This window comes from Nonomuraea sp. CA-141351 (assembly GCF_050944675.1).
Taxonomy (GTDB): Bacteria; Actinomycetota; Actinomycetes; order Streptosporangiales; family Streptosporangiaceae; genus Nonomuraea.
In genome coordinates this window covers 12,319,280-12,346,081 of the sequence record NZ_CP191982.1, presented here as the reverse complement: position 1 = coordinate 12,346,081, position 26,802 = coordinate 12,319,280, and the positions used below count along the sequence as shown (strand labels likewise).

Annotated in this window: 24 protein-coding genes; 18 read left to right on the top strand and 6 right to left on the bottom strand. The window is 70.9% G+C overall.

The window, feature by feature from the left end; translation table 11 throughout:
- Positions 1-146 precede the first annotated feature (146 nt).
- The 5 genes from ACQPWU_RS58080 to ACQPWU_RS58060 are packed head-to-tail and all read left to right on the top strand — an operon-like array spanning position 147 to position 4,757.
- Positions 147-905, top strand: coding sequence for an ABC transporter ATP-binding protein (locus ACQPWU_RS58080; RefSeq protein ID WP_433435628.1), 759 nt, complete (start codon positions 147-149; stop codon positions 903-905).
- On the top strand, positions 902-1,615 hold the full coding sequence (locus ACQPWU_RS58075; protein ID WP_433435627.1) for an ABC transporter ATP-binding protein: 714 nt from the start codon (positions 902-904) through the stop codon (positions 1,613-1,615). Before ACQPWU_RS58080 ends, ACQPWU_RS58075 begins: the two co-directional genes overlap by 4 nt.
- Before the next feature lie 3 nt (positions 1,616-1,618).
- Positions 1,619-2,500, top strand: a complete 882-nt coding sequence (locus ACQPWU_RS58070) for a branched-chain amino acid ABC transporter permease (RefSeq protein WP_433435626.1) — start codon at positions 1,619-1,621, stop codon at positions 2,498-2,500.
- Positions 2,497-3,489 carry a branched-chain amino acid ABC transporter permease gene (locus tag ACQPWU_RS58065; RefSeq protein ID WP_433435625.1) on the top strand — a complete coding sequence of 331 codons (993 nt, stop codon included), beginning with the start codon at positions 2,497-2,499 and terminating at the stop codon, positions 3,487-3,489. The genes ACQPWU_RS58070 and ACQPWU_RS58065 overlap by 4 nt, the downstream gene beginning before the upstream one ends.
- Positions 3,490-3,494: 5 nt before the next feature.
- On the top strand, positions 3,495-4,757 hold the full coding sequence (locus ACQPWU_RS58060) for an ABC transporter substrate-binding protein (protein ID WP_433435624.1): 1,263 nt from the start codon (positions 3,495-3,497) through the stop codon (positions 4,755-4,757).
- On the opposite strand, the gene ACQPWU_RS58055 is transcribed toward ACQPWU_RS58060, so the two are convergent.
- Entirely contained in the window at positions 4,747-5,700 is a 954-nt protein-coding gene (locus ACQPWU_RS58055) for an NAD-dependent epimerase/dehydratase family protein (RefSeq protein WP_433435623.1), read from the bottom strand. The genes ACQPWU_RS58060 and ACQPWU_RS58055 overlap by 11 nt on opposite strands.
- A 134-nt stretch (positions 5,701-5,834) precedes the next feature.
- Between ACQPWU_RS58055 and ACQPWU_RS58050 the strand changes: the two genes are divergently transcribed.
- The 4 genes from ACQPWU_RS58050 to ACQPWU_RS58035 all read left to right on the top strand — a co-directional run bounded on the left by ACQPWU_RS58050 (position 5,835) and on the right by ACQPWU_RS58035 (position 9,639).
- On the top strand, positions 5,835-6,758 hold the full coding sequence (locus tag ACQPWU_RS58050; RefSeq protein ID WP_433435622.1) for an AEC family transporter: 924 nt from the start codon (positions 5,835-5,837) through the stop codon (positions 6,756-6,758).
- A 13-nt stretch (positions 6,759-6,771) separates the two neighbouring features.
- Positions 6,772-7,896 (top strand): sensor histidine kinase, encoded by a 1,125-nt coding sequence (locus ACQPWU_RS58045; protein WP_433435621.1) that lies wholly within the window; start codon positions 6,772-6,774, stop codon positions 7,894-7,896.
- A complete protein-coding gene (locus ACQPWU_RS58040) occupies positions 7,893-8,558 on the top strand; it encodes a response regulator (protein ID WP_433435620.1) in 666 nt (221 codons plus the stop codon). Before ACQPWU_RS58045 ends, ACQPWU_RS58040 begins: the two co-directional genes overlap by 4 nt.
- A gap of 100 nt (positions 8,559-8,658) precedes the next feature.
- The gene (locus ACQPWU_RS58035; protein ID WP_433435619.1) at positions 8,659-9,639 is read left to right on the top strand and encodes an NAD(P)-dependent alcohol dehydrogenase; all 981 of its coding nucleotides are present in this window, start codon (positions 8,659-8,661) and stop codon (positions 9,637-9,639) included.
- Between the two features lie 72 nt (positions 9,640-9,711).
- On the opposite strand, the gene ACQPWU_RS58030 is transcribed toward ACQPWU_RS58035, so the two are convergent.
- Positions 9,712-11,226: an FAD-dependent monooxygenase gene (locus ACQPWU_RS58030; protein WP_433435618.1), complete on the bottom strand. Its 1,515-nt coding sequence runs from the start codon at positions 11,224-11,226 to the stop codon at positions 9,712-9,714.
- A gap of 212 nt (positions 11,227-11,438) precedes the next feature.
- On the opposite strand from ACQPWU_RS58030, the gene ACQPWU_RS58025 reads away from it, so the two are divergent.
- From ACQPWU_RS58025 to ACQPWU_RS58005, 5 genes are all read left to right on the top strand, one after another.
- The gene (locus ACQPWU_RS58025; protein WP_433435617.1) at positions 11,439-12,632 is read left to right on the top strand and encodes a cytochrome P450; all 1,194 of its coding nucleotides are present in this window, start codon (positions 11,439-11,441) and stop codon (positions 12,630-12,632) included.
- A gap of 45 nt (positions 12,633-12,677) precedes the next feature.
- The gene (locus tag ACQPWU_RS58020; RefSeq protein WP_433435616.1) at positions 12,678-15,803 is read left to right on the top strand and encodes an ATP-binding protein; all 3,126 of its coding nucleotides are present in this window, start codon (positions 12,678-12,680) and stop codon (positions 15,801-15,803) included.
- Between the two features lie 341 nt (positions 15,804-16,144).
- The gene (locus ACQPWU_RS58015; RefSeq protein WP_433435615.1) at positions 16,145-16,711 is read left to right on the top strand and encodes an NADPH-dependent FMN reductase; all 567 of its coding nucleotides are present in this window, start codon (positions 16,145-16,147) and stop codon (positions 16,709-16,711) included.
- 10 nt (positions 16,712-16,721) lie between these two features.
- On the top strand, positions 16,722-17,687 hold the full coding sequence (locus ACQPWU_RS58010; RefSeq protein ID WP_433435614.1) for an ATP-binding cassette domain-containing protein: 966 nt from the start codon (positions 16,722-16,724) through the stop codon (positions 17,685-17,687).
- Positions 17,684-18,520, top strand: a complete 837-nt coding sequence (locus tag ACQPWU_RS58005) for an ABC transporter permease (protein ID WP_433435613.1) — start codon at positions 17,684-17,686, stop codon at positions 18,518-18,520. The genes ACQPWU_RS58010 and ACQPWU_RS58005 overlap by 4 nt, the downstream gene beginning before the upstream one ends.
- A 402-nt stretch (positions 18,521-18,922) precedes the next feature.
- Here ACQPWU_RS58005 and ACQPWU_RS58000 read toward each other — a convergent pair whose 3' ends face one another.
- From ACQPWU_RS58000 to ACQPWU_RS57990, 3 genes are all read right to left on the bottom strand, one after another.
- The gene (locus tag ACQPWU_RS58000; RefSeq protein WP_433435612.1) at positions 18,923-20,356 is read right to left on the bottom strand and encodes a sensor histidine kinase; all 1,434 of its coding nucleotides are present in this window, start codon (positions 20,354-20,356) and stop codon (positions 18,923-18,925) included.
- Positions 20,353-21,093: a response regulator transcription factor gene (locus tag ACQPWU_RS57995; RefSeq protein ID WP_433435611.1), complete on the bottom strand. Its 741-nt coding sequence runs from the start codon at positions 21,091-21,093 to the stop codon at positions 20,353-20,355. Before ACQPWU_RS57995 ends, ACQPWU_RS58000 begins: the two co-directional genes overlap by 4 nt.
- A gap of 176 nt (positions 21,094-21,269) precedes the next feature.
- A complete protein-coding gene (locus ACQPWU_RS57990; protein WP_433435610.1) occupies positions 21,270-22,031 on the bottom strand; it encodes a trypsin-like serine peptidase in 762 nt (253 codons plus the stop codon).
- On the opposite strand from ACQPWU_RS57990, the gene ACQPWU_RS57985 reads away from it, so the two are divergent.
- The 4 genes from ACQPWU_RS57985 to ACQPWU_RS57970 all read left to right on the top strand — a co-directional run bounded on the left by ACQPWU_RS57985 (position 22,021) and on the right by ACQPWU_RS57970 (position 25,399).
- On the top strand, positions 22,021-22,254 hold the full coding sequence (locus ACQPWU_RS57985; protein ID WP_433435609.1) for a hypothetical protein: 234 nt from the start codon (positions 22,021-22,023) through the stop codon (positions 22,252-22,254). The genes ACQPWU_RS57990 and ACQPWU_RS57985 overlap by 11 nt on opposite strands.
- A 300-nt stretch (positions 22,255-22,554) precedes the next feature.
- Positions 22,555-23,022, top strand: coding sequence for a hypothetical protein (locus ACQPWU_RS57980; protein WP_433435608.1), 468 nt, complete (start codon positions 22,555-22,557; stop codon positions 23,020-23,022).
- A 268-nt stretch (positions 23,023-23,290) separates the two neighbouring features.
- Complete coding sequence (locus ACQPWU_RS57975) at positions 23,291-23,695, top strand: hypothetical protein (protein WP_433435607.1); 405 nt, start codon at positions 23,291-23,293, stop codon at positions 23,693-23,695.
- A gap of 315 nt (positions 23,696-24,010) precedes the next feature.
- Entirely contained in the window at positions 24,011-25,399 is a 1,389-nt protein-coding gene (locus tag ACQPWU_RS57970) for a hypothetical protein (RefSeq protein ID WP_433435606.1), read from the top strand.
- A 43-nt stretch (positions 25,400-25,442) separates the two neighbouring features.
- On the opposite strand, the gene ACQPWU_RS57965 is transcribed toward ACQPWU_RS57970, so the two are convergent.
- Positions 25,443-26,759, bottom strand: a complete 1,317-nt coding sequence (locus ACQPWU_RS57965; RefSeq protein WP_433435605.1) for a hypothetical protein — start codon at positions 26,757-26,759, stop codon at positions 25,443-25,445.
- Positions 26,760-26,802: the final 43 nt, after the last annotated feature.

Here is a 26,802-nt window from a genome sequence, read left to right as displayed (position 1 = left end):
CAACGGGTCGTAACCGGTCCGAGACCCACCCTGTGCTCAGCGGACAACTCGCCTGAAACATCTTGGGTCACCGTGCCCAATGCGGCCTTTGACCGGCGGATCCTACGCTGAGCCCACATTCAGAACATTGTTCTCCAGGAGGCCGGATGCTGGAGGTAGACGATCTCACCGTCCGCTTCGGCGGCATCACGGCGCTGGACGGCGTGGGCTTCGAGGTGGGGCGCGGCGAGATGGTGGGGCTCATCGGGCCGAACGGGGCCGGCAAGACCACCCTGTTCAACTGCCTCACCCGTCGGTACGACCCCGACTCCGGGACGATCGTGTACGAGGGCGGGGACCTGACGGCCGTGGCGCCGTACGCGATCGCGGGAATGGGCATCGCGCGGACCTTCCAGAACCTGGGCCTCTTCCCCCAGCTGTCCGTACGCGACAACGTGCTGGTAGGCGCCCACCACAGGGGCCGCGCCGGCTTCCTCGGCGCGGGGCTGCGGCTGCCCGGCGTGCGCCGCGAGGAGCGCGGGCTGCGCGCGGACGCCGACGCCGTGATCGAGCGGCTGGGCCTGACCGGCGTGGCCGATCATCCGGCGACCGGGCTGCCGTTCGGGACGCTCAAGCGGGTCGAGCTGGCCCGCGCGCTCGTCGGCAGGCCCCGGCTGCTGCTGCTCGACGAGCCGGTGAACGGGCTGAACGCGGCCGAGGTCGAGGAGTTCGCGGGCACGCTGGGCGCGATCAGATCCGAGTACGACCTGACCGTGATCGTGGTCGAGCACCACATGGGGTTCGTCATGGGGATCTGCGAGCGGATCGTGTGCCTGGACTTCGGCCGCAAGATCGCCGAGGGGCCGCCTGGCGAGGTGCAGCGCGACCCCGGCGTCATCGAGGCGTACCTGGGGACCGCCGTATGACACTCGTCGTCGAGGACCTCGCGGCCGGGTACGGGGACGCGCGCGTGCTGCACGGCGTGAGCCTGACCGTCCGCGAGGGGGAGATCTGCGCGATTCTCGGACCGAACGGCGCGGGCAAGACGACGCTGCTTCGTGCCCTGTCCGGCATGGTCAAGGCACGTGGCCGGGTCTCGCTCGACGGCACGGACCTGGCGGGCCGCCCGCCCGACGCGCTCGCCCGGCAGGGCGTGGCCCACGTGCCCGAGGGGCGGGGCACGTTCATGCCGCTGACCGTCGAGGAGAACCTCCGGCTCGGCGCCTTCGTCCGGCGGGGTCGTGCCGCCGTGGAGGAGGACCTCGAACGCATCCACACGTACTTCCCGGTGCTGAAGACCCGGCTCAAGCAGGCCGCGGGCAGCCTCAGCGGCGGCGAGCAGCAGATGCTGGCCATCGGCCGGGCCCTCATGCTGCGGCCCAGGCTGCTCCTGCTCGACGAGCCGTCGCTCGGCCTGGCCCCGCTGGTCACCCGGGAACTGTTCCGCATCGTCCGGGCCGTCAACGCGGAGGAGCGGACCACCGTGGTCGTCGTCGAGCAGAACGCCCATCTCGCGCTCGGCATCGCCCAGCAGGCGCACGTGCTGGAGACCGGGCGGATCGTCCTGTCGGGCACGGCCGGGCAGATCAGGGCCGACGAGCAGGTGGCCCAGTCCTACCTGGGATACCGGGTGTAGCCGATGACCGGATTCCTGCAGCAGGTCGTCGAGGGGCTCGGCGCGGGCGCCATCTACGCCAGCCTGGCGCTGGCCCTGGTGCTGATCTACCGGTTCACCGGGATCGTGAACTTCGCCCAGGGTGAGCTGGCCATGTTCTCCACGTACGTCGCCTGGCAGTGCGTGGCCGCCGGGCTGCCGTTCTGGCCGGCGCTGGCGCTCACGCTGGTGGTGTCGTTCGCGGGTGGGATGCTCATCGAACGGCTGATCATCCGGCCGGTCGAGGGCGCGCCCGAGCTGACGCTGGTCATCGTCACCGTGGGCCTGTTCATCTTCGTCAACGCCGCCGCCGGGTGGATCTGGACGTTCCTGATCAAGGACTTCCCCAACCCGTTCCCGGACGGCGCGCTGGAGGCGGCCGGGGTCAGCGTGAGCTTCTCGACGCTCGGGGTGCTCGCCGTGGTGGCGGCGGTCATGGGACTCCTGTTCGTGCTCTTCCAGCACACCAAGATCGGGCTGGGGATGCGGGCGGTGGCGAGCAACCCCGAGTCGGCGCGGCTGGTCGGGATCAGGGTGGGCTGGACGCTCGCGCTCGGCTGGGGGCTGGCGGCCACCGTGGGCGCGGTGTCGGGGGTGCTGGTGGCGCCGCTGCTGTTCCTGGAGCCGAACATGATGGGCGGCGTCCTCATCTACGCGTTCGCGGCGGCGACCCTCGGCGGGTTCGACAGCCCGGTGGGGGCGGTCGTGGGCGGGCTGATCGTCGGGGTGGCGGAGACGATGGCCGGGGCCTACGTCGGGTTCATCGGGTCCGACCTCAAGGTGGGGGTGCCGCTGGTGATCATCCTGGGCGTGCTCCTGCTGCGGCCCCGGGGCCTGTTCGGGCGAGCGGTGGTGGAGCGGTCGTGACGCCCACCGTGATCTCCAAAGGCAGGCAGGCCACGACGCTGCGTACAACGCGCCTGCGGTGGGCAGCCGCGGCCGTCCTCCTGGCCGCGGCGTGCTACGCCCCCTTCCAGCTCGACCCGTTCCACGTCTTCCAGCTCACAATGGTGCTGGTCTACGCGGTGGCGCTGCTCGGGCTCAACCTCCTCGTCGGCCACGCCGGTCAGATCTCACTCGGACACGGCGCGTTCTTCGCCGTCGGCGCGTACGCGACCGCGATCCTCCTCGACCGCTGGGCGCTCCCGTACCCCGTGACCCTCCCCATCGCGGCGGGAGTGGCGTTCGTGCTCGGGCTGGCGTTCGGCCTGCCGGCCATGCGATTGCGCGGCCTCTACCTGGCGCTCGTCACGCTCGCCGTGGCGATCTTCCTCGTGCCGCTGCTCAAGCGCTTCGAGCCGGTCACCGGCGGGTCCATGGGGCTGACGCTGGCCAAGCCCGCGCCGCCCGCCTGGAGCGGCCTGGCCGAGGACCAGTGGCTGTACTTCCTCACCTTGATCGTCGCCGTCGCGGCGTTCCTGGTGGCGGGCAGCCTGCTGCGGTCGCGGGTGGGCCGGGCGCTGCACGCGATCAGGGACGACGAGGCCGCGGCCGAGGTCATGGGCGTACGGCTGTCGTCCTACAAGACGCTCGCGTTCGCGTGGAGCGCGATGTTCGCCGGAGTGGCGGGCTGTCTCTACACGTGGGTGATCGGGTTCGTGTCGCCGGACTCGTTCACCGTCAACCTGTCGATCACCCTGCTGGCCGGACTGGTCGTCGGCGGGCTCGGCTCGCTGTCCGGGCCCGTGCTGGGCGGGCTGTTCGTGATGTTCGTGCCCAGTATCGCGCAGGACATCAACGACGCCGCTCCCGGCGTCGTCTTCGGCCTGCTGATCATCGCGGTGATGTACGTGGCCCCCACGGGCCTCGCCGGGCTGGCCGGGCGCTTGATCAAGAAGGTTCCCCGGAAGGAGTAAGAACGATGCGTGTATCCGCGATCGGGGCTGCTGGGTTGCTTCTCCTGGTCGCCGCCTGCGGGGGGCGTGACAGCGGCGGCGCGGGCACGGCGGCGTCGGGCGAGTGCCGAGGACAGCAGACGACCGGCATCACCGACAAGAGCATCAAGCTGGGCGGCATCTACCCGCTGTCCGGTCCCGCCTCCGCCTACGGGGACATCCCCAAGGGCATCAAGGCGTACTTCGACTACATCAACGCGGAGAAGGGCGGCATCGGCGGGCGCAAGGTCGAGTTCGTCGTCCGCGACGACGGCTACCAGCCGCCCAAGGCCGTCGAGGAGGCGCGCAGGCTGGTGGAGCAGGAGCAGGTGTTCGCGCTGTTCCAGACGCTCGGCACGCCCTCGACCACCGCCACCTGGGACTACACGAACCAGCGCAAGGTCCCGCAGGTCTTCGTCGCCACCGGCGCCTCCAAGTGGGGCACCGACACCGCGCACCCGTGGACGATCGGCTGGCAGCCCAACTACGTCTCCGAGGCCCGCGTCTACGCCCAGTACCTCAAGAAGGAGAAGCCCCAGGCCAAGGTCGCCGTCCTCTACCAGAACGACGACTTCGGCAAGGACCTGCTCGGCGGGTTCAAGCGGGCCGTCGAGGGCACCGGGATCACGATCGTGGCCGAGCAGAGCTACGAGGTGACCGACCCCAGCATCGACCCCCAGATGCGCAACCTCGCGGAGTCGAAGGCCGAGGTGTTCCTCGACATCACCACGCCCAAGTTCGGCTCGCAGGCGCTGGCCGCCGACGCCAGGAACACGGCCTGGAACCCGCTGCACCTCATCAACAACGTCTCCGCCTCGATCACCGTGCTCAAGCCCGTCGGCTTCGCGAACGTGCAGGGCGTCGTCTCGGCCACGTACTACAAGGACCCCAACGACCCGACGTGGCAGAACGACCCGGAGATGACGCTGTACAGGCAGAAGATGCGGCAGTACGCGCCCGGCGCCGACCCCGATGTCCCCTACCACACCTTCGGCTGGGCCGTGGCGAACAGCTTCCACAAAGCCATGGAGGCGGCCAGGTGCCCGACCCGCGAGGGGCTGCGTGACTCCGTACGCGACCTCAAGGGCGTCAAGATCGACATGCTGCTGCCGGGCGTGACGCTCGACACCGGTCAGGGAGACGGCTTCCCGATCGAGTCGATGCAGCTCATGAGGTTCAAGGGCGAGCGCTGGGAGCTCTTCGGCGACGTCATCGACACGCGGAAGGAGTTCGGCCCCCTCACGGGGTGATGGTTCCGGCTCTGACCAGCCAGTCGACCGCCTCGGAGACGGCCTCGAGCGGCGTGTGGCGGGGCCGGTGCCCCAGGAGCCGCTCGGCCTTCTCCATGCTGCAGTGGGGGCTGTACGAGATGTGGTCGAGCGTGATCCGCCTGTCCTCCTCCGACACCGTCTCCCGCCACCGCTCGAACGGCAGGAAGGTCAGCCGCGCCTCCCTCCCGAACCAGCCCGCCACCGCCTCGGCGTAGCCGCGCAGCGTCAGGGCGGTGGTGGCCACGGAGTGGAAGCTCTCGCCCACGGCGACGGACGGGTTGACCATCGCGTCCATGAACAGCCGCGCCACGTCGTCGGCGTGCACGTGCTGGACGGTCTCCATGCCGAAGTTCGGCAGCGCCAGCTCGGCGCCGTCGGCCAGCGTCTGGAACACGGCGGGGTTGACGTTGCCCGCGGGGTTGACCGGCACCCAGCCCGGCCCGGTGATGTGCCCGGGATGGATGATCGTGGCGGGGAAGCCGTCGCGATGCGCGCGTTCGAGGAGGTGGGCCTCGATGGCGGCCTTCTGCTTGCCGTACTCGCCGATCGGCCGCTTGGGCCGGTCCTCGGTGGTCGGCACCCGGCTGCTGGGCCCGTGCGTCCAGATCGTCCCGCAGTGCAGGAAGTGCCGGACCCGCCCGGTCAGCGCCGCCGCGAGGTCGCGGGCGCTGGTCTCCGTGAAGCAGATGAGATCGATGACGACGTCCGCGTCCAGGTCCGCGATCCGCCGCCCGAACGTCCCGTCGGCGTCCTCCGCGTCGCGGTCGGCGGTGACGGGGGTGACCCACTGCCAGGCCCCGTGCGGGCTGTAGGGCCCCCGCTTGCCCCTGCTGACGGCGACGACGTCGTGTCCGGCGTCGACCAGCCGGGGGATGAGATACGTACCGATATGACCGCTGGCGCCAATCACCGCTACTCGCATGCGCCCCAGCGTAGACCCCCGTCTGGACCCGCCACCCTCACACTGTCTCCCGAAGAACCTTCACCGAAGTGCGGCGGAGAGGTGACGTGCGGAGCCCGATACGCTGCTGAACGTCCCATTTCGGAGGTTGGTGCGTGTCGGGGGTTGTCGCGGCGTTCGCCGCACTGGTGTCCGTTGCCGTGCTGGGTTACCTGGTCGGAGTGGGCGGCCTGCTGCGGGCCAGCGACGAGTTAGTGCTGTCGCGGCTGGCGTTCTTCGTGGCGACTCCCGCGCTGATGTTCGCCACCGTCTCGAGGGCGGACCTGCACACACTCTTCTCGCCGGTGCTGCTGACCGAGGTGGTGGCGGTGGTCTGCGTCCAGCTCGTCTACGTGCTGGTGGCGAGGCTGGCCTGGCGGCGCGACCGCCGCGAGGCGACGATCGGCGCCCTGGCCTCGTCGTACGTCAACGCGGGCAACCTGGGCGTGCCCATCTCGATCTACGTGCTGGGCGACGGCGCCCTGGTCGCCCCGATCCTGCTCTTCCAGCTGATCGTCATCACCCCGATCTCGTTCCTGATCCTCGACAAGGGAGGGCGCTCGGCACGTGCGGCCCTGCTCCTCCCGTTCCGCAATCCGCTCACGGTCGCCTCGCTCCTCGGGCTCGCGTTCGCGCTCAGCGGGATCTCCCTGCCCGCCCCGGTCATGCGCCCGGTCGAGCTGCTGGGCGGCGCGGCCGTGCCCGTGGCGCTGCTGGCGTACGGTCTCAGCCTGTACGGCTCCCGGCGCGCCCCCACGGTCCCCGAGGCGAACGGCGTCGGCAAAGACATCGCCCTCGCGGTCGCGCTGAAGGCCTTCGTCCAGCCGGCCATCGCCTACCTGACCGCCAGCCTCGCCCTCGGTCTCGAGGGCAGCGCCCTCCTGGCCGCCACCCTCTTCGCCGCCCTGCCGACGGCGCAGAACATCTACGTGTACGCGGTGAACTACGACACCGGCCGGCGCCTGGCCCGCAGCGCGGTCCTGCTGACCACGGGCCTGTCCATCCCGATCATGACCGCGATCGGCGCGGCCCTCGGGTGATTACCATGAAGGAGTGCTTCGGTCCGTGTGGAACGAGCCCCGTCCTCCCGACCCTCCGTTACGCGTCTGGCGGGACTGGGCGCTCGTAGGGGTGCTCGTGCTGGTCGCGGTGCTCGAAGGGGTCCTGCGGCCGGACCTCCCGTGGCGGGCCGTCTCGGTGGCCCTCACGATCGGGCTGGTGCCCACGCTGCTGTGGCGCCGCACCAGGCCACTGCTGATGCTCGCGATCACCTTCGTGGCCACGAGCCTGGCTCCGCTGCTCACGGGCGGGGTGCGGGCGGAGACGTACACGATGGTGTTCCTGCTGATCGTGGTCTACGCGCTGTTCAGGTGGGGGTCCGGGCGGGAGGCCGCGGCCGGGCTGGCGATCATGCTGGTCTCGGTCGGCGTCTCGGTGGCCTTCTACGGGCTCGCCCCCGCCGACGCCGTCGCCGCGTTCGTCGTCATGTTCTCGGCCATCGCCCTGGGGCTGGCGGTCCGGTATCGGGGTAGGGCGCGGACACGCGAGCTCGAGCAGGTCAAGCTGCTCGAACGCGAGCAACTGGCCCGCGACCTGCACGACACCGTGGCTCACCACGTGTCCGCCATGGCGATCCGCGCGCAGGCAGGCCTGGCGACGGCGGCCACACAACCGGAGGCCGCGACCGACGCGCTCCGCGTGATCGAGGCAGAGGCGTCGCGCACTCTAGCCGAGATGCGCGCCATGGTCCGCCTCCTGCGCCGCAACGAGCCGGCGGAGCTGGCGCCGGGGCGGCAGATCGCCGATCTCGAACAGCTCGCCGGCCGGGCCCGCGTCGGCCCGTCCGTCGACGTGGAGATCTTCGGCGACCTCGACGGCCTGCCGCCGTCGGTCGGGGCAGCGATCTTCCGTATCGCGCAGGAGTCGGTCACCAACGCCCGGAGGCACGCCCGCCACGCCACCCGCATCGCGATCCAGGTCGCCGCCGACGACACGTCGGTGCGCCTGCGCGTCAGCGACGACGGCGACACCACTTCCGTACGCACGATGCCCGGCTACGGGCTCCTGGGGATGATCGAACGTGCCGGGTTGCTCGGCGGCACCTGCGAAGCAGGGCCGAACCCCGACCGGGGCTGGACCGTGACCGCCGTGCTGCCCCGCACCGGGGCGGCGACATGACCGGCGAAGGCATCCGGGTGATCGTCGCCGACGACCAGGAGATCGCCCGCACCGGGCTCAGGATGATCCTCGACGCGCAGCCCGGCATCGAGGTCGTCGGCGAGGCCGCCGACGGGCGCCGCGCCGTCGAGCTGGCGCGGCGCCTGCGCCCCGACGTGTGCCTGTTCGACATCCGCATGCCCGGCCTCGACGGCATCGAGGCCACCCGCCGCCTGGCCGGCCCGGGCGTCGCCGACCCCCTCGCCGTCGTCGTCATCACCACCTTCGACCTCGACGAGTACGTCTACGCCGCGCTCCGGGCAGGCGCCCGAGGCTTCCTGCTCAAGGACGCCGGCCCCGACCTGCTCTCCCAGGCCGTCCGCGCCGCCGCCAACGGCGACGCCCTCATCGCCCCGAACATCACCGCCCGTCTGCTCGAGACCTTCGCCTTCGCCGGGCGCGCCACACCGCCCGCCAAACCCATCGAGGCGCTCACCGGCCGGGAAGAGGAGATCCTCGCCACCGTGGCGCGCGGGCGGACCAACAGCGAGATCGCCGACGAACTGCACATCTCGCTCAGCACGGTCAAGAGCCACATCGCCAGCCTCATGACCAAGCTGGGCGTGCGCAATCGGGTCGAGATCGCCATGTGGGCGTACGAGACCAAGCGCGTGCGCAACTGATCCGGCCGATCGGCCGGTGAGAAGGTCGTACTTTCGGCTGTAGAGCGTGCCCGGGGGGTCTGGCGACACTTGTGGCGAGTCCCCGAAGAGGAGAAATGCGATGAAAGCGTTCGTCTCACGCTCGTACGGCTCACCCCTCCAGCTCACGGACATCGACCGGCCCGTGCCCGGCGACGGCGAGGTGCTGATCCGGGTGCGCGCCACCTCCGTCCAGCCCTACGACTGGCACTTCTTGCGCGGCGAGCCGTACGTCGCGCGCCTGATGCCCGGCGGCCCCGGCCTGCGCAAGCCGCCGTTCGCCATCCTGGGCGCCGACGTGGCCGGGGAGGTCGAGGCGGTCGGCAAGGGCGTGACGGAGTTCGCCCCGGGCGACGGGGTGTACGCGATGCCCAAGCAGGGCGGCTTCGCCGAGTACGTGTGCGTGCCGGAGAGCGAGCTGGCGCCGAAGCCGGAGAACCTGTCGTTCGAGGAGGCGGCGGCGGTGCCGATGGCGGCGAACACCGCCCTGATCGCCCTGCGCGACTCGGCACGCGTCCTGCCGGGGCAGAAGGTCCTCGTCAACGGGGCCTCCGGAGGTGTGGGCACGTTCGCCGTGCAACTCGCCAAGGCGTTCGGCGCGCGGGTCACCGGCGTCTGCGGCCCGCGGAACGTGGACATGGTGCGGTCGATCGGCGCGGACGAGGTCATCGACTACACCAAAGAGGACTTCACCCGTAACGGGCAGCGCTACGACGTGCTGGTGGACATCGCGGGCAGCCGCCCCGCCTCGGCCTGCCGGCGGGTGATGACCCGCAAGGGGGCCCTGGTCCTCGTCGGCGGCCCGGCCGGCCGCTGGCTGCAGCCCGCCGGTCACGTGTTCGCGACGCTCGCGGCGGGGACGTTCGCGTCCCAGAGGACGGTCATGGCGGACGTGGTGCGCTGCACGGAGAACAGGCGGAACCTGACGACGCTGACCGAGCTCATCGAGAGCGGCGAGGTCCATCCGGTCATCGATCGGAGCTACCCGTTCGAGGAGATCCCGGCGGCCGTCAGGTACCAGGAGGCGGGCCACGCGGCGGGGAAGGTCGTGATCGCCCTCTAGAGGTGCCCGGATGGAAACATCGCGCTCCAGAAAGAGAGCAGGGTGACTCTGTATCCGCGGGAGGAGATCGGGCTACTTCCCCTCTGACGGCCGGCCGAGCGCCAGGTGCAGGGCGCCGTCCGGGTCCTCGCCGCGCCAGGCCACGTGCTGGTCGGGGCGGACCAGCGTCAGGGGCTCGCCGGGCAGGTCCACCGCCTGAAGCGGCACGCCCAGCTCGCGCGCCTGCTCGGCCAGCACGGCGGCGCCAGGCGCGCGCTGGTCGCCGACCACGCTGAAGCCCCGGCCGAGCCGGTCATAGAGGGAGTCGCCGGGCGACAGCCACCGGTGCGGCAGGCGCTCGCCGGCGCCTTCCGCGACGATGGGGGAGCCCGCGTACGTGTAGCCGAGCACCAGGTCCAGGCTGTGGAACTCGTTGTCCTTGGTCCTCAGCACGGCCTCCGCCACGGCCGGGCGCACCTTCTCGAACTCGGCCTCGTCCCCCATCAGCGCCGGATCCGCGAGCTCGGGGGCGAGGACGGACATGTTCGCGGCGGCGGCCTCGATGGTGTCGGCGGCGATCGGGCGCCGCTCGGTCTCGTAGGTGGCCGGCAGCGTGGCCGGGGCCCACCCGTTCAGTACGGCGGCCAGTTTCCAGCCGATGTTGACCGCGTCCCCGATCCCGGTGTTGAACCCGTGCCCGCCGTACGGCGGGTTCTGGTGCGCCGCGTCGCCCGCCAGGAACACGCGATCGCTCGCGTACCGGTCGGCCAGCAGCATCCGGGCGTTCCACGGGTCGGTGGCCAGGATCTCGACCTCGATGCCGGCTCCCGCCAGGTTGTGGACCAGCCGCATCGGGTCCGCGCCCTCCGCGGGGACGCCCTGGGCGATGCACCACCAGGTGTCCTTCAGGTCGAGGCGGCCGACGATGCCCGGCTGGGCCGGGTTCAGCACCCAGTAGTGCACGGCGGGGCCGTGCGGCATGCGCTCGGCCAGGCCGGGGGCGCGGAAGACGACGTTGAAGTTGGGCCTGGCGTCCTGGCGGCCCTCGTAGCGGGCGCCGATGGCCGCCCTGGTCACGCTACGCGGGCCGTCGCAGCCGACCACGTACTGGGCGCGTACCTCGCGCTCCTCGCCCGCCGCGGACGTGATCCGCACCGACACGCCGCCGGCGTCCTCATTGAGCCCGGCCACCTGCCAACCGGTGAGCAGGGCGTCGCCGACGGCCTCGCGCAGCACCTCCTCCACCAGCGGCTGGGGCACCTGCTGGCCCGGCTCGGCCGCCAGGTCGGAGCCCACCAGGTCGAGCCCGAAGCACCCACCGATCCTGGTGATCTCCCGTCCGAGCAGACTGTTGACGAACACCGCCTGGTCCGACCACGAGACCGCCAGCGGCGCGCGCGCCCGTACCGTCTCGGCCAGACCCCACCTGCGCAGCAGCTCCATCGAGCGCGCCGACGTCGTCTTGGCCCGCGGCCGCAGCCACGACACCTCCTCGCGCGGCTCGACCACCAGGCAACGGACACCTTGATGGCGCAGCTCCACGGCGGTGGCCAGCCCCACGGGCCCGCCTCCGGCGATCAACACGGGCACCGACTCGGGCACATCCATGGAAACCATCCTCTTCTCATAAAGATCAGGGGCATGTTCCCCCCTGCCGCCGAACCCCCGCAACCCCGCCCCGCCCAAAGGACGGCAACCCCGTGTGGTGGGTCGCTTACGCGCCTCCCAGAAGGTCGGAAACCCCGTGCGGCGGGGCATTGGAGACCGCCCTTCCCGATTGTTACCGTTGACGCGTCAACGACGATCATCAAGGGGTTTGCATGACCGAGTCCTCGGCGATGCCGCCGCACATGCGGCGGATGGGGTTCGACCCGGCTCCCGAGCTGGCGGCGGTCCGGGACGAGGCGGGGGTCGTGCGCATCACAAGCGCGTTCGGCCTGGACGCCTGGCTCGTGACCCGGTACGCGGACGTACGTGAGGTCCTGGGCGACGCCGAGCGGTTCAAGATCGCCGAGCAGACGGTGGCGCGGCTGCCCGGAGCGCCGGAGATGACCCCGGAGCAGCTCGCCAAGGCGCAGGCGGGCAACCTGCTCGGCGCGGACCCGCCCAAGCACACGCGCCTGCGCAAGATGCTGACCCCCGAGTTCACCATCCGCAGGATGCAGAGGCTGGAGCCGCGGATCAGGCGCATCGTGGACGACCACCTGGACGCCATGGAGGCCGCCGGGGCGCCCGCGGACCTGGTGCCGTCGTTCTCGCTGCCGATCCCGTCGCTGGTCATCTGCGAGCTGCTCGGCGTCCCGTACGAGGACCGTGAGGGTTTCCAGCACCGCACCAGCAGGATGCTCGACATGTCGGTGCCGGGCGAGGAGCGCCTGGCGCTGCAGTTCGAGGCGCGGGCGTACATGGAGGACCTGGTCCGCCGCATCCAGCGGGATCCGGGCGACGAACTGCTCGGCATGCTGGTACGCGAGCACGGCGACGACCTGACCACCGACGAGCTCGTCGGGATCGGCGCCCTGCTGCTGTTCGCCGGTCACGAGACCACCTCCAACATGCTCGCCCTCGGCACCCTGGCTCTTCTCCGCCACCCCGAACAGCTCGAACTCCTCAGGAAGGAGCCCGAGCGCATCGATGCCGCGGTGGAGGAGCTGCTGCGCTGGTTGAGCATCGTCAACTCGGGCACCACCAAGGTCACGACCACGGAGGTCGAGCTCGGCGGCCGTACCATCGGCCCCGGTGAGCTGGTCGTCTGCGCCCTGCCCGCGGCCAACCGCGACCCGGCGCTGCTGCCCGACGCGGACACGTTCGACATCTCCCGCGGCGCCCCCGGCCACGTCGCCTTCGGCCACGGCATCCACCACTGCCTGGGCGCCCCGCTGGCCCGCATGGAGCTGCGCATCGCCTTCCCCGCGCTGCTCCAGCGCTTCCCGGGGCTGCGCGAGGCAGGCGCCGCGGACTTCCGCTCCTCCCACATCGTGTACGGCCTGAGCGCCCTGGAGGTGGCCTGGTAGCCGCTGTGGAAAATTGTCGGCCCAGGCGGCTAGCGTGCAAGCGTCATGCCTATCGACATCGCGGCACACGAGCTGATCGGCAGGGAGCACCCCGCCGCGCTGATGCGTGCCGAGATCGCCAGGGTGATCGGCAGCCACGGCGGCCTGGTGCTGGTCACCGGTGAGGCGGGCATCGGCAAGACCACGCTGGTCACGAGCGCGGCAGGTGAGGCCAGGGGGCAGGGCGCGCTGGTGGTCGGCGGCGCGTGCTGGGATTCCGGCAGCGCCCCTGGTTTCTGGCCGTGGGTCCAGGTCATCCGGGCCCTGCGGCGTGCCGCGGAGCCGCAGGAGTGGGCCGCGGTGGAGGCGGCGGCGGGCGACAGCCTGGCCGCCCTGCTCGGCGAGGGCAGGAGCCGCGCGGCGGCCACCGACGCCTTCCAGCTCTACGACGCGGTCACCTCAGCCCTGGTCTCGCTGTCGCAGCGGCGTCCGGTGGTGGTCGTCATCGACGACCTCCACGTGGCCGACCCGGCCTCGCTCCGGCTGCTGGAGTTCGCGGCGCAGCAGACCTGGTTCGAGCGGCTGCTGCTGATCGGCACCTATCGTGACGCCGAGGTCGAGCCGATCGACCACCCGCTGCGCGACCTGCTGTCGCCGCTCGTCGCGCGGGCCACCACCATCACGCTCACCGGGCTCGACCAGGCGGAGGTCGGCGCGCTCATGGCCCGCACGGCCGGCCAGGAGCCGCCGCCCGAGCTGGTCGCGGAGGTCCATCTGCGCACGGGCGGAAACCCCTTCTTCGTCGAGCAGACCGCCAGGCTGTGGCGCAGCGGCGGCTCGGCCAGCGCCGTCGCGCCCGGCGTGCGCGACGCGCTGCTGCGCCGCCTGTCCCTGCTGCCGCGGCAGGTGTCCGAGATGCTGCCCGCCGCGGCGGTGCTCGGGCGGGAGTTCCACCGGCAGGTGCTCGCCGCGAGCGTCGCGGCGCCCGTCGCGCACGTCGACCGGCTGCTTGACGTGGCCGTGGTGGCCAAGCTCGTGGTGGCCAAGGGCGGCGGCGTGTTCGCGTTCGCCCACGACCTGGTGCGCGAGACCCTCTACGACTCGCTGGACGACCCGCGCGAGCTGCACGGCGCGATCGTCCGCGCCCTCGACCGCTCGCCCGGGCTGGAGGGCAAGGTCCTGCCGGGCGACCTGGCCGGACACGCCCACCTCGCCCGCGACCGCCTGGCCCCTGATCGGGTGATCGACCTCCTGCTGGCGGCGGCCCGCGACGCGAAGGGCCGGCTGGCGGGGGAGGAGCAGCTGGGCCATATGCGCAGGGCGTACGAACTGAGCGCGGGCGTCGACCGGCGCAGGCACGCCGTGATCGCTCTCGACCTGGGCAGGGAGCTGCACCACCTCGGGGAGCAGGACGAGGCGAGGGAGGCGTTCGAGCAGGCCGCCGCCATCGCCCGCGAGCTCGACGACCCCGAGCTGCCGGCCCGGGTGGCGCTGACGTTGCACTCCCACTACGGCCTCGACGAGGCCCTCGATCGGTTGAGAGAGGCCCACGGCAGGCTGATCGGCGGCTCGGTGCCCGATGAGCGGCTGGCGCTCGAGCTCGTTCTCCACCTCGCCCAGCTGGCGAGGCGGGGAGGCGATGACGACGCGCTGGCGTTCAGCCTCTGGACGCACCACGACATCATCTGGGGGCCGGGCACGGCGGAGGAGCGAGTGGCGCTGACCGGCGAAATGATCGAGGTGGCCAGACGGACGTCCGACTGGGAGCTGGGCCACTTCGCCGCCGCGCTGCGCTGGGTCGCCATGATCGAGCAGGGCGACCCCCGCTACCTCGAGGCCTTCGACGACTACGCCGCCAGAGGCAGGCGCAGTGGCCGGCCCCATCTCGACCTGTCCACTTCCGTGGATGTGAGCATCGTGGCGGCCTTCACCGGCCGCTTCGCCGAGGCGGAGTCGGCGCTGTCGGGGATCCACGTGGACCCGCTGCACGACCATTTCGTGTTCATGATCGTCCATCATCGGTGGGCCCTGATGTCGCTGCAGGGCAGGGTCGAGGCGGCGGAAGAGCTGGCCCGCGAGCTCAGAGGCACCGGCCATCCGTGCGTGCCGGTACTGGAGGCGCTCACGGCCCTGCAGATCGGCGACCTCGACACCGCGTTGCGCCACTTCGCCGGCGGGGAGCCGCGCGAGCCCATGACGCAGCCGCTGTGGCTGCGGTTCCAGGCGGAGGTGGCGGCGGCCACCCAGGACCCGGAGCTGTGCGCGAGGGCCCGCGCCGCGCTGGCGCCGCATCGGGGGCGGTGGGTGGTGTCGCTGTTCGGCTGGGACATCAGCGGACCTTATGATCTCTGGCTCGCCCTGCTGGACGCCGCCGAGGGGCGCTGGGCGCAGGCCGTCGAGGGGTTCACGGCCGCCTACCGCTCCGCCGACCGGATGCGGGCGCGGCCGTGGTCGGTGATCGCCCGCGCGCGCCTGGCCGAGACGCTGCTCTCCCGTGGCGGGCCCGGCGACGCCGAGGCGGCGGAGGGGCTGCTCGCCGGGGTGCGCAGGGAGGCGGGCGAGCTGGGCATGCGCCACCTCCTGGAGTCCGTACGCCCGGCGCGGCCCGAGCCGGTCGCACCTCGGCCGGAAAGCACCTTGACCGGTGACGCGGAGTTCAGGAGGGACGGTGAGGTCTGGTCGCTGGCGTTCGCGGGCCGGACCGCGCACATGCCCGACGCCAAGGGCCTGCGCGACCTCCACACGCTGCTGAGCCGTCCCGGTGACGACGTGCCCGCCGTGCTCCTGCTCGACCCCGCAGGCGGCGAGGTCGTGGTCGCGGCCCGGCGGATGGGCGGTGACGACGTGCTCGACGAGGAGGCCAAGAGCCGCTACCGGCGCCGCCTGGCCCTGCTCGACGACGAGATCGACCGGGCCGCGGAGCTGGGCGACGATCTGCGGGCGGCCGAGTTCGACCGGGAGCGGGCGGCGTTGCTGGAGGAGCTGCGGGCCGCGGCGGGGCTCGGCGGGCGGACGCGCCGCCTGGGCGACGAGGCGGAGCGCGCCCGCAAGACCGTCACCGCCAGGATCCGCGACGTGCTGCGCAAGCTCGACCGCGCCCATCCCGAGCTGGCCGCCCACCTCCGCGCCGCCGTCTCGACCGGCTCCACCTGCCGCTACCAGCCGGACCGTCCCATCGCCTGGCTCCTCTGACCGGGGGCGCCAGGTGACGTCTCACTTCCGGTTGTATCGACCCGGCGTCTCTCTGAACTGCAGCGATGCGCCGATAAGTGCCTTGAATTGGAGAAACGTAGTCCTTGTGCCCCGAGGACCGGCACGCAACATTCCGGTCATCCGACCCAGGCGATGCGGACGACGTACACCCGCTACTCGCCGCGCTCGACGTCGACGCCGCCCGCCGTTAGCACTTAGGGACGCGGGCGAGTGGTGGCGGCCGAAAGGGACAGCAGCCACAGTCGGCGGGATCGTTGCTAGATCCGATCTAGCGGCCCTTCTAGCGCCTAAGAGGTGACGGCGCAGGAAGGGGGCGCACCATGGATCCCTTGCGGGTGGCGATGATCATCGGCAGCACCCGGGTCGGCCGCGTCGGCGACAAGGTCGGCGCGTGGTTCGCCGAGCGGGCGCGCCGCCGCCGCGACCTGGCGGTCGAGGTGCTCGACCTGGCCGGGTACGCCTTCCCCAGGTGCTACCCGGAGGAGGCGACGCCGGACATGTGCGGCTTCGCCGGGTCCGTCGGCAGGGCGGAGGCGTTCGTCGTGGTCACCCCCGAGTACAACCGCAGCTTCCCCGCCTCGCTCAAGCAGGCGATCGACTTCGCCTACGACGAGTGGCAGGCCAAGCCCATCGGGTTCGTGGCGTACGGGTCGGGATCGGCCGGCATGTACGCGGTCGAGCAGCTCCGTACCGTCTTCTGCGCCCTGCACTCCGTGACCATGCGCGACTGGGTCGGGCTCGACCTGCTCGGCGAGGACGTCGACGAGCGCGGACGGCCGCGCGACACCGACGACCGCCTGCGGACCGTCGGGGCCATGCTCGACCAGCTCACCTGGTGGGGCCAGGCCCTGCGCGCCGCCCGGCACGCGCAGCCGTACGTCTCATGAAAGGACCGCAATGCCAGATCCAGCGATACAGACCTCCGGCCTGGTCAAGGTCTTCGGCGACACTCGCGCCGTGGACGGCCTCGACCTCGCCGTCCCGGCCGGCGCCGTGTACGGCGTGCTCGGCCCCAACGGCGCGGGCAAGACCACGGCCGTACGGATGCTGGCCACGCTGCTACGACCGGACGGCGGCGAGGCGACCGTGTTCGGGCACGACGTGGTGCGCGAGGCGGACGCCGTACGCAGCCGGGTCAGCCTGACCGGCCAGTACGCCTCCGTGGACGAGGAGATGACCGGCGCCGAGAACCTGATCCTGCTCGGCCGTCTCCTCGGCCACCGCAAGCCTGCCGCGAAGGAGCGGGCGGCGGAGCTGCTGGAGGCGTTCGGGCTGACGGAGGCCGCGGGGCGGCAGGTCAAGACGTATTCAGGCGGGATGCGCCGGCGGATCGACATCGCGGCCAGCATCCTCAACACGCCCGACCTGCTCTTCCTCGACGAGCCCACGACCGGCCTCGACCCGCGCAGCCGCAACCAGGTCTGGGACATCGTGCGCGTCGTCGTGGCCCACGGCACGACGGTGCTGTTGACCACGCAGTACCTGGAGGAGGCCGACCGGCTGGCGAGCCGCATCGCGGTCATCGACCACGGCAAGGTCATCGCCGAGGGCACCCCAGGTGAGCTGAAGTCGTCGATCGGGTCGGGCTCCGTCCACGTACGGCTGCGCGACCCGGCCGCCCGCGGCGACGCCGAGCGCCTGCTCGCCGAGACGCTGGACGCGCCCGTCTACCTGGAGGCGGACCCGGTGGCGCTCACGGCTCGCATCACCGGCGACGGCGGGGAGGCGGCGCAGGCCGCCCGCGCACTCGGGCGACTGGCCGAGGCCGGCATCGTCGTCGACGACTTCTCACTCGGCCAGCCAAGCCTGGACGAGGTCTTCCTGGCACTGACCGACCGCCCCGCGACCGAGGAGGCAGCATGAGCACCACCACCGAGACCACGTACGCGCCCGCGGCCGAGATGCTCGGCACGGTGCTCGCTCCCGGGGTCAAGCCGCCGCGGCCCAGCGCCTGGTCGGCGTCGGTCACGTTCGGCTGGCGGGCCGTGTTGAAGATCAAGCACGTGCCGGAGCAGCTGTTCGACGTGACGGCGTTCCCGCTGATGATGACGCTGATGTTCACGTACCTGTTCGGGGGCGCGCTGGCCGGGTCGCCGACCGAGTACCTGCAGTTCCTGCTGCCGGGCATCATGGTGACGAGCGTCGTGATGATCACGATGTACACCGGCGTGGAGGTCAACAAGGACATCGAGAAGGGCGTCTTCGACCGCTTCCGTACCCTGCCCATCTGGCGCCCTTCGACCATGGTCGGCTACCTGCTCGGCGACGTCCTGCGGTACACCCTGGCCTCGACGGTCATCCTGCTGGTCGGTCTGGTGCTGGGTTTCCGGCCGCAGGGCGGGGTGGCCGGTGTGCTGGGCGGGATCGTGGTGCTGCTGGGGTTCTCGTTCGCGTTCTCGTGGATCTGGACGATGTTCGGGCTGCTGCTGCGGAGCGAGAAGTCCGTGATGGGGGTCAGCATGCTGGTGCTGTTCCCGTTGACCTTCCTGAGCAACGTCTATGTGGAGCCCTCGACCATGCCGGGGTGGCTGCAGGTGTTCGTGAACGCGAACCCGATCACGCACCTGGTGGCTTCCGTGCGCTCGTTGATGGCGGGCGCGCCTGACGGCGCGGAGCTCATGTGGGTGCTGGTTTCGGCGCTGCTGCTCATCGCCGTGTTCGGCACCCTCACCATGCGGCTGTACAACCGGAAATAGCGGCACCACTTAACTACCTGCATAACCCCTGCGTGGCTCTGAGAGGGTGTTACGGGTCGGCGGGGCCACCACAGCATTGTGGCTCCCTGGCACCCCGAGGACATAGGGGCGTGGCCTCCTTGTGGCCCTTACGGTGGTGCCTGTGCACCGACACGTGTGGCACCCGTGACGGTCACGGAACGGATCGGCCCGTGGCACTTGCAGGATGGTGGTGCATCTGAGCCGCCGCCCACGCGCCGCGTGCCTCGTCTCCTCTAGGGACCACAGTCCACGACGGCGGTGCACCTGTGCCGCCATCACTTGCCCGCGTCCCTCCTCTCCCCCTGAAGGACCTCAACTCACGGCGGCGATGCGCTTGACTGCGGCGAGACGGTCCCGCCTGACCCGGGTTGATGTGCCGAGTCATCGAACGACTTGGGGGAGGTCGAGGGTGAAGACCGTGTCGCCCGGCACGCTGCGTACGTCCACCCGTCCACCGTGTGCCGCCGTGACCGCCGACACGATGGCCAGCCCCAGCCCGCTCCCTCCGGCCAGCCGGGAACGCGACCCGTCGCCCCGCGCGAACCGGCCGAACACCTGCGGCAGCACGTGCGCGGGAATCCCCGGCCCGTCGTCGGCGACCTCCACGGACACCCGCTCCCCGAGCCGGACCGTCGCGGTGACCGTGGTGCCGGGTGGGGTGTGGGTACGGGCGTTCGCGAGCAGATTGCTCATCACCTGGTGCAGGCGGTCGGCGTCGCCCAGGACCACGGCGGGCTGGTCGGGCAGGTCGATCAGCCAGCGGTGCCGGGGAGCGGCCGCGTAGGCGTCGCTGACCGCGTTGACCACGAGCGGCGACAGGTCCAGCTCGACCAGATCCAGCGGCCGGCCCGCGTCCAGCCTGGCCAGCAGCAGCAGGTCCTCGACCAGCGTCGTCATCCGGCCCGCCTCGGAGCGGATGCGTCCGAGTGCGTGCGTCGTCTGCGGTCCGTGCCGCTCGCCGCCCCGCCTGGTCAGCTCGGCGTACCCGACGATGGAGGCCAGCGGTGTGCGCAGCTCGTGGCTGGCGTCCGCGATGAACCGCCGCAGCCTCGTCTCGCTCTCGTGCCGCACGGCGAAGGCGGTCTCGACGTGCCCCAGCATGCGGTTCAGCGCGCCGCCCACCTGCCCGACCTCGGTGCGCGGATCGGTGTCGGCCTCGGGCACGCGGGCGAGCCGTACGGCGTGCCCGTTGGCCAGCGGCAGCTCCGACACCCTGGCGGCGGTGGCGGCGAGGCGCCCGAGCGGGCGTACGGCACGGCGTACGAGCACGGTGCAGGCGGCGGCCATCAGCGCGACGCCCACCAGCGTCACCGCGGCCTCCACCACGACGAGCCTGGTCAGCATGGAGGTGACGCCGGCCAGCGGCAGCCCGGTGACCAGCAGGTCGCCGTCGGGCGTCCGGGCGGCGGCCATCCGGTAGTCGCCCAGCGGGCCCAGGCCGACCGTGACCGGCTCGCGGGTGACGGTGGCGAGCGACGGCGGCGCGGCCACCTCGCGTACGGTGGCGATGCCGGTCAGCACCGCGGCGCGCCGCACCACGCCCTCGCGGACCCGCGCGCCGAACGTGCCCTCGGCCTGACCGGGAGACAGCAGGAACGACACCTCCCGCGCCTGCGGCGGCGTGCTGCCCGGCGTGTCGCCCGGCCGGGCCGCCGCGCTGGTCGAGCGGTGGGCGGCCGAGGTGACCTGGCTGTCGAGCCGGTCGATGAGGAAGTCGTGGAACAGCAGCGTCGTGGCGGCGGCGATGACGGCGGAGACGGCGGCCAGCAGCGCGATCGAGGAGGCCACCAGCTTGGTCTCCAGCGACACGGTCATACGGTGGGTCTGATCGTGTAGCCGACGCCGCGCACGGTGTGGATCATCGGCTCGCGATGCGCGTCGATCTTGCGCCGGAGGTACGAGATGTACAGCTCGACGACGTTGCTCTGGCCGCCGAAGTCGTACGCCCACACCCGGTCGAGTATCTGCGCCTTGCTCAGCACCCGGCCCGGGTTGTGCATGAGGAACCGGAGCAGCTCGAACTCCGTGGGCGTGAGCCTGATCTCCTTGCCGGCCCGCCGTACCTGGTGGGTCTCCTGGTCCAACGTGAGGTCCCCGACCATGAGCCCGGCGTCGGCCCGCGCCTGCGCCGCGCCCGAGCGGCGCAGCAGGCCGCGCAGCCTGATGACGACCTCCTCCAGGCTGAACGGCTTCGTGACGTAGTCGTCGGCGCCCGCCCGCAGGCCGACGAGCCGGTCCTGGAGCGAGTCGAGGGCCGTCAGGAACAGGATCGGCACGCCCGGCAGCACCGCGCGCAGCCTCGGCAGGAGCTCGATCCCGTCCATGTCGGGCAGCATCACGTCCAGGACTATCGCGTCGGGACGGAACCCGCGTGCGGCGCGGATGGCCTCGGAGCCGTTGTGCGCGCTGCGGACGTCCCAGGACTCCTGGCGCATCACCATGGAAAGGAGCTCGGTCAGCGGGGGCTCGTCATCCACGACGAGGATGTTGATCGAGCTGCCGTCGAGGCGGCGCACGGGCTCGGACGTGGAGTTCGGGCTGGTCGTGTGCATATTCGTGACGATGACGTGCCTTGATGAAGGTTTGATGATTCCTGCTTGTGAATCGCCTGTGAGCTGCGGAGAGCCGGCCCCCGCGTGACGCGCGGAAGGGCCCGGCGGCGTGCCGGACCCTTCCTATCCCTTTAAAGCGCAATCAGAGCTACGCAGAGCTGCTACCGCCTTTTCGGTCAGAAAAGCTTCCCGGACCAGACGTTGGCCGCGGCGGCGTAGACGCTGTAGGTCTCGCCGTCGAAGTACGGCGAGCTGATGTAGTCGACCCGGTCGTTCTCGTCCTGGTCGTAGAAGGCGCTGGTCACGCCGTTGAGATAGCCGAGCCGCTTGGCGCTGCTGTACTTCAGCAGCCACGGACCGCCGTCGGCGCCGGCTGTCATGGAGCACTTCAGGCCCACGTGCTCCTCGATCTTCTTGGCGGCCGAGCCCACGGTCTTGGCCGTGGTCGTGCCGTAGCACCACTTCGGCGTGACGCCCGTGAACGGCTTGTTGCCGTCGGGCTGCGCGGCCTGCGGGTAGCCGAAGACGTAGTGCGCCTTCTTCAGCGGCTGGTTCCAGGAGATGCCCTGGCCGCCGACGTTGTCGCCCAGGCGGCCCGCGTCCGAGGCGTCGATCACGTGGTACGTGTTCGACGACCGGTCGTAGTAGCCGTGGTCCGCCTTAGTCGTGTCGGTCCCCGGCTTGCCGCGGTCGGCGTCGTACTCGGACTTGGTGACGGTCGAGTCCTTGATCGTCACACCGTTGTAGACCGAGACGAACGCGTAGTCGCGGTCGTAGTCCTCGTACACGCTGTAGTCGTAGTGCACGAACGCCTGCTTGCCGACGTAGACGCCCCACGGGGCCTTGCCCTGGTAGTAGCCGGGTACGAAGACCCAGTTGTCCATGAGCTGCTCGTCGTTGGAGGTGTCGTACACGCAGTGGCCGGCCGTGGCGACCACGTTGGCGTACTTGCCCTGGATGGACGAGGCGGAGCACCAGCGCTTGTTGCCCGCCGAGTCGACGAAGAAGACCTTGCCGATGGTCTTGGGCAGGTTGACGTTCTTCGACTTGGTGGTGGTCGTGGTGGTGCCGGTCGGGGCGACCGAGCCCGCCTTGGTGTCGGTGGACGGGGTGCCCGTGGTGGTGAGCTTGTCGACGTCGGTGGTGTCCTCCTCGACGTAGGTTGCGGCCTTCAGCGCGGCGCCGTTGTTCTGCCCATTCTCCGAGGCGGACGCCGATCCTGAGAGCGAATCCGATAAGAACCTGAAAATCGCATAAGAGAAACTATGTGTTGCAGATCACTGACCCCCGGTCGAGCCTGCTACCTGCGCTTATCCAATACATAAGTTGATCAAAGGCGTTTCTCAGATTGGGGCGGAAGGGTGTTCGGCGTGGGGACGACCTTCGGGGCTGAATTCAGAAGTTCGGCCAGGTCGTCCCGGATCGGATTACTGACTCATGCGTTTCGCCAAGCCTTTCGTCGTGACCCTCGCCAGCGCCGCCGTGCTCGCCCTGCCCCTGTCGGGCGCCGCCCTCGCTGACGCCAGGCCGCAGCCCGCGGCGACCGCCAGGGCCCCGCAGCCGGCGCACTCGAGCCCCACCGTGCCCCAGGACCAGCTGTTCAAGGGTCGCGATGACGCTCGTGCGGCCTCGCTCAAGGTCTCCGTCGACTCGGACCACGTGCGTGCCGGCGCCTCGTACGACGTGACGATCGCCGCCAAGGGCCTGCCCTCGGGCACGGCCATTGTGACCAGCCCTGAGGGCAAGAACTACCGCGTCTCGCTTTCCGCCGGCCGCGCCACCAAGACCCTGACCGTGCCGTCCAAGGCCAAGCCGGGCACCGAGACGGTGACCGTGAAGGTCGGCAACAAGGTCGCCACCGCCACGTTCGAGGTCGTCGGCGGACGGAAGCCGCAGCGCGACGACCACCGCCGCCACGAGTCGAAGTAGTAGGTGGAGGGGCAAGCCGCCCTTCACGCCGTTGCCGGGTGGGCCTCCTGGAGCCCACCCGGGCGCGTTGATCGGTTGAGGCGAGGCGTTGGCCGAGTACGCAGCTACTTGGGTCAATTAGCACCTTTCCGGCATGCTGCCGTGTCAGCGGTCGCGTCAGGACGGCAACGGCTCGGTATCAGGGCGGACGGCGATGGTGGATGCCATGAACGGTTCAGCGCCTGTCCGTTCAGTTGGATCCCATAACAGTTCGAAGGAGCTCAACGCCATGTCGATCACCCTTACCGACCAGGACACGCTCACCCTGAGGGTCGCCGCGTGGGGCGCCGTCTCGTTGATGTCCGCCGCCGGCGCCGCCGGCTCGGCCCACAAGGTCGCCACCGAGGGCTCCATCGCCCTGACCTCCGCGACCGGCCTGGTCGGGCACGTGCTCACCAAGGCGCCCAAGGGCGTGAAGTACGGCAAGTCCGTAGCCGAACTCGCCGACCAGGTGCTGCCGGCCCTGACCGCAGCCATGAGCCTGCTCAACGAGCAGGCTCCGGCAGAGGCCGACAACTTCCGCCGCACCGTCCTGGTCGCCATCGAAGCAGCCGCCCGGCCCCAGAAGGGCGAGCCCAGCCCCACCCTGGCTGAGATGGCCCGCAAGATCACCGAGGCCCTCGACGCCGCTTGATGGACGTCGACCTGCGCAGCCGCAACTTGTCACGGGGTCCTCTCCGGACCCCGTGACACCCGGCCCATCGACGCCGATGAGGATGGCGATCTGCTGGAAACCGTTGTACAGCGCACGGCACTGTCATTGACGTTCTTGCGATGCTGGGGCTGGTGCTGGTGTGCGGAGACATGGAGCCGGTGCCGGCGCGCGACCAGGTCGTCATCGGCGACGGGCTGTGCGAGCGCCCCCAGAAGGCACCTCAAAGTAATCATGTAGCTACATATGGTTACCATGGGTCAGGTTCGTGGATGTACCACTCCAGGGGGGCTGGAAATGACTGATGACACCCGGGCTGACAGCGCCGAGCTCGAGGCGGGGGCGGTGGGCGGCGAGGCCGTGCTGCTGCACAGCCAGGACGATCCGGCGGCCGCCGCCGCGGTCGATGCGGCCGTCAGGAGCGAGCTGCTCGACGACTCCTCGATGCGCGAGGCGGTCGACGTCGAGTGGCCGGCGGCCAAGGGGGAGAGTGAGCGGCAGATCGCCGAGCTCCCGTCCGAGGACCAGGACCGCCTGCGCCGGCTCCAGAGCGAGCTGCGCACCATGGGCGCGGACGTCTGGCCGGTGTCCAGGTGGTGGGGGTTCGAGATCCACCTCAACGAGAGCGCCGCGCTGCTGGCCGCCGAGATCCCGCAGCTCATCGGCCAGACCGCGGCCATCGTGCTCGGCTCCTGGGTGGCGCCGATCGTCGAGCGGCAGGTGCGGGCCAAGGCCGACCGGATCGCCGCGGTCGCCCGGCCGTACGGCGTGAAGCTGGCCTCGCCCTGGACCTCGCCCGCCATGCTCGTGCCCGCCCGAGAGGACCGGCGCGCCGGCACCGGGCTGCACTGGGCCGTTCACGAGCCCGGCGAGGGGTGGAGCGCGGACCAGAGATTCATCGAGCACTTCAACGTGTCGGGCCCGGCCCTCGCCGAGTTCCAGGACCGGCTCTACCTCGTTCACCGCGGTGACGCCAACGACACCAGCCTGTGGTGGGCGGTCTACGACGCGAAGGAGGGCTGGAGCGAGGACCGGAAGTTCCCCGGGCACGTCAGCGACTCGGCCCCGGCGCTGGCGGCGTACGACGGCCGGCTCTACTGCGCGCACCGCGGCGACGGCAACGATTCCCTGTGGTGGACGCGGTGGGACGGCTCCTCCTGGACCGCCGACGCCAAGCTTTCGGACCACCCCAGCGTCGCGGGCCCGGCGCTGGCCGCCTACGACGGGCAGCTCTACTGCGTGCACGCCGGCACGGACTCCAGCCTGTGGTGGACCCGGTGGGACGGCTCCTCCTGGAGTCCCTGCCAGAAGCTGCCCAACCACGCCTGCCGGTCCAACCCCGCGCTGGCCGTCTACCGCGGCCACCTCTACTGCGTGCATGTCGGCGCCGACTCCAGCCTGTGGTGGACGCGCTGGGACGGCTCCTCCTGGACCCCCGATCAGAAGCTGTCCGGGTGCTCCACCGCCGAGGACCCGGCCCTCACCGTCTACAAGGACCGGATCTACTGCGTGCACCGCGACAGCTCCGACCAGAGCCTGTGGTGTGCCGGTTTCGACGGCTCCGGCTGGAGCGCCGGCGAGAGGCTGCCCGGCCATCACAGCGCCGAGGGGCCCGCCGTCATCGCCTACCGCGACAGGAACGCCACCCGCGACCAGCTCCTGTGCGTGCACCAGTGCGCCCGTTAGAGACGCGGAAGTGCCGGCTCGAGCGAGCCGGCACTTTTCCGCTCTACCAACCGGCGAGCTGCTCCAGGAACCAGTCGACCAGGACCTTGGAGACGTCGCCGTGCGCGGAGTTGCCCGTGTCGCAGCAGAACGCGTCCAGGAACGTCTCGTCCTTCGGCAGGTCGCTGAGGTCCTTGTAAAGGTCGGCATGCCACTGCAACGGGTCCCTGGCCAGGGCGATCGCGCTGACTGACGGGACGAAGCAGCTGCTGCGGAACCGCTCCTGGATCGGCAGCCCGATCGCGTCGCCCGCCCTGCCCCAGGAATCCAGCGTGCCACCCGGCGCCCCGTCGAACGCGGGCACGCGCGACGTGGCGCTCGTCCACACGGGAGCGCCGAACCTGATCGTGCCGATGTTCTGCAGCTCGCCCCCGTCCGGCTGGATCCTGGCCGTGAGCTGCAGCGGGTCGTGGTGCAGGTCGAACACCGGCGTGCCCGGCGTCAGGTCGGGCCCCGCGCCGTTGCCGACCCCGTTGGCCAGGCCCAGCTTGTACGGCCGCATCGGGAACCAGCCGACCCTGCGCAGGTCGTCCAGGAAGTCCGTACGCAGCCGGCTGGCGGTGGTCACCGGGCCCGAGTAGTCCTCGCTCCCGACCCAGCCCCACAGAAGCTGCTGCGCGGCCGGGCTGCGGATCAGCTCGGCCTGACCGGGACCGCCCGACTGTGGCAGCAGTGACTCGTGGAGGTAGGCGAGCTGCTGGAGCGCCAGCGGGATCCAGGCGCCGAGGTGCGGCGTGTCGTAGGAGAAGTACTTGTCGGTCTGGTGATCGACGCCCTCGCTCTCCAGGCGCGCGAGCGCGTACCTGGTGATCATGCCGCCCAGGCTGACGCCGCCGACGACCAGCGGGAGGTCACCCTGCCGCTCCTGGATGGCGCGCCCCACGCAGGTGGCCGCCACGGCCGCGTTGGCCTGGATGTACGTCTGCCGCTCGTCGAAGCCGAGGAGGATGACGTCGATGCCCATCGCCCGGAGCTGGTCGAGGAAACCGGACCCGTTGAAGCGGCTCCACAGCGCGTCGAGGTCGCTGGGCCCGTGGTCGAAGCCGTCGGCGAAGATCAACGGCCGGGTCAGCGCGGTGTGCCTCTCCGCCAGGTAGACCGCGGCCCGGCCGGTCGCCGTGCGTCCCTCATGCGGCTGGTCGCCCACCAGATCCCAGACGTGGTCAGGTCTGGGAGCCTCGACCGTGCGCGGCCGCGGGGTCGCGAACCAGACTCCCTGCTCCCCGAGCGCGTCGACGATCCGCTCCACCTGCTCCTCGGTCAGGCTGCCACTGACCGAGTCCGCTCCGGTCTCGACGTCGATTCTCGGTTCCTGCGCCATGCTCGATCCTCTCGCTAGGTTCCGAGGCCTCACTGGGGCCACT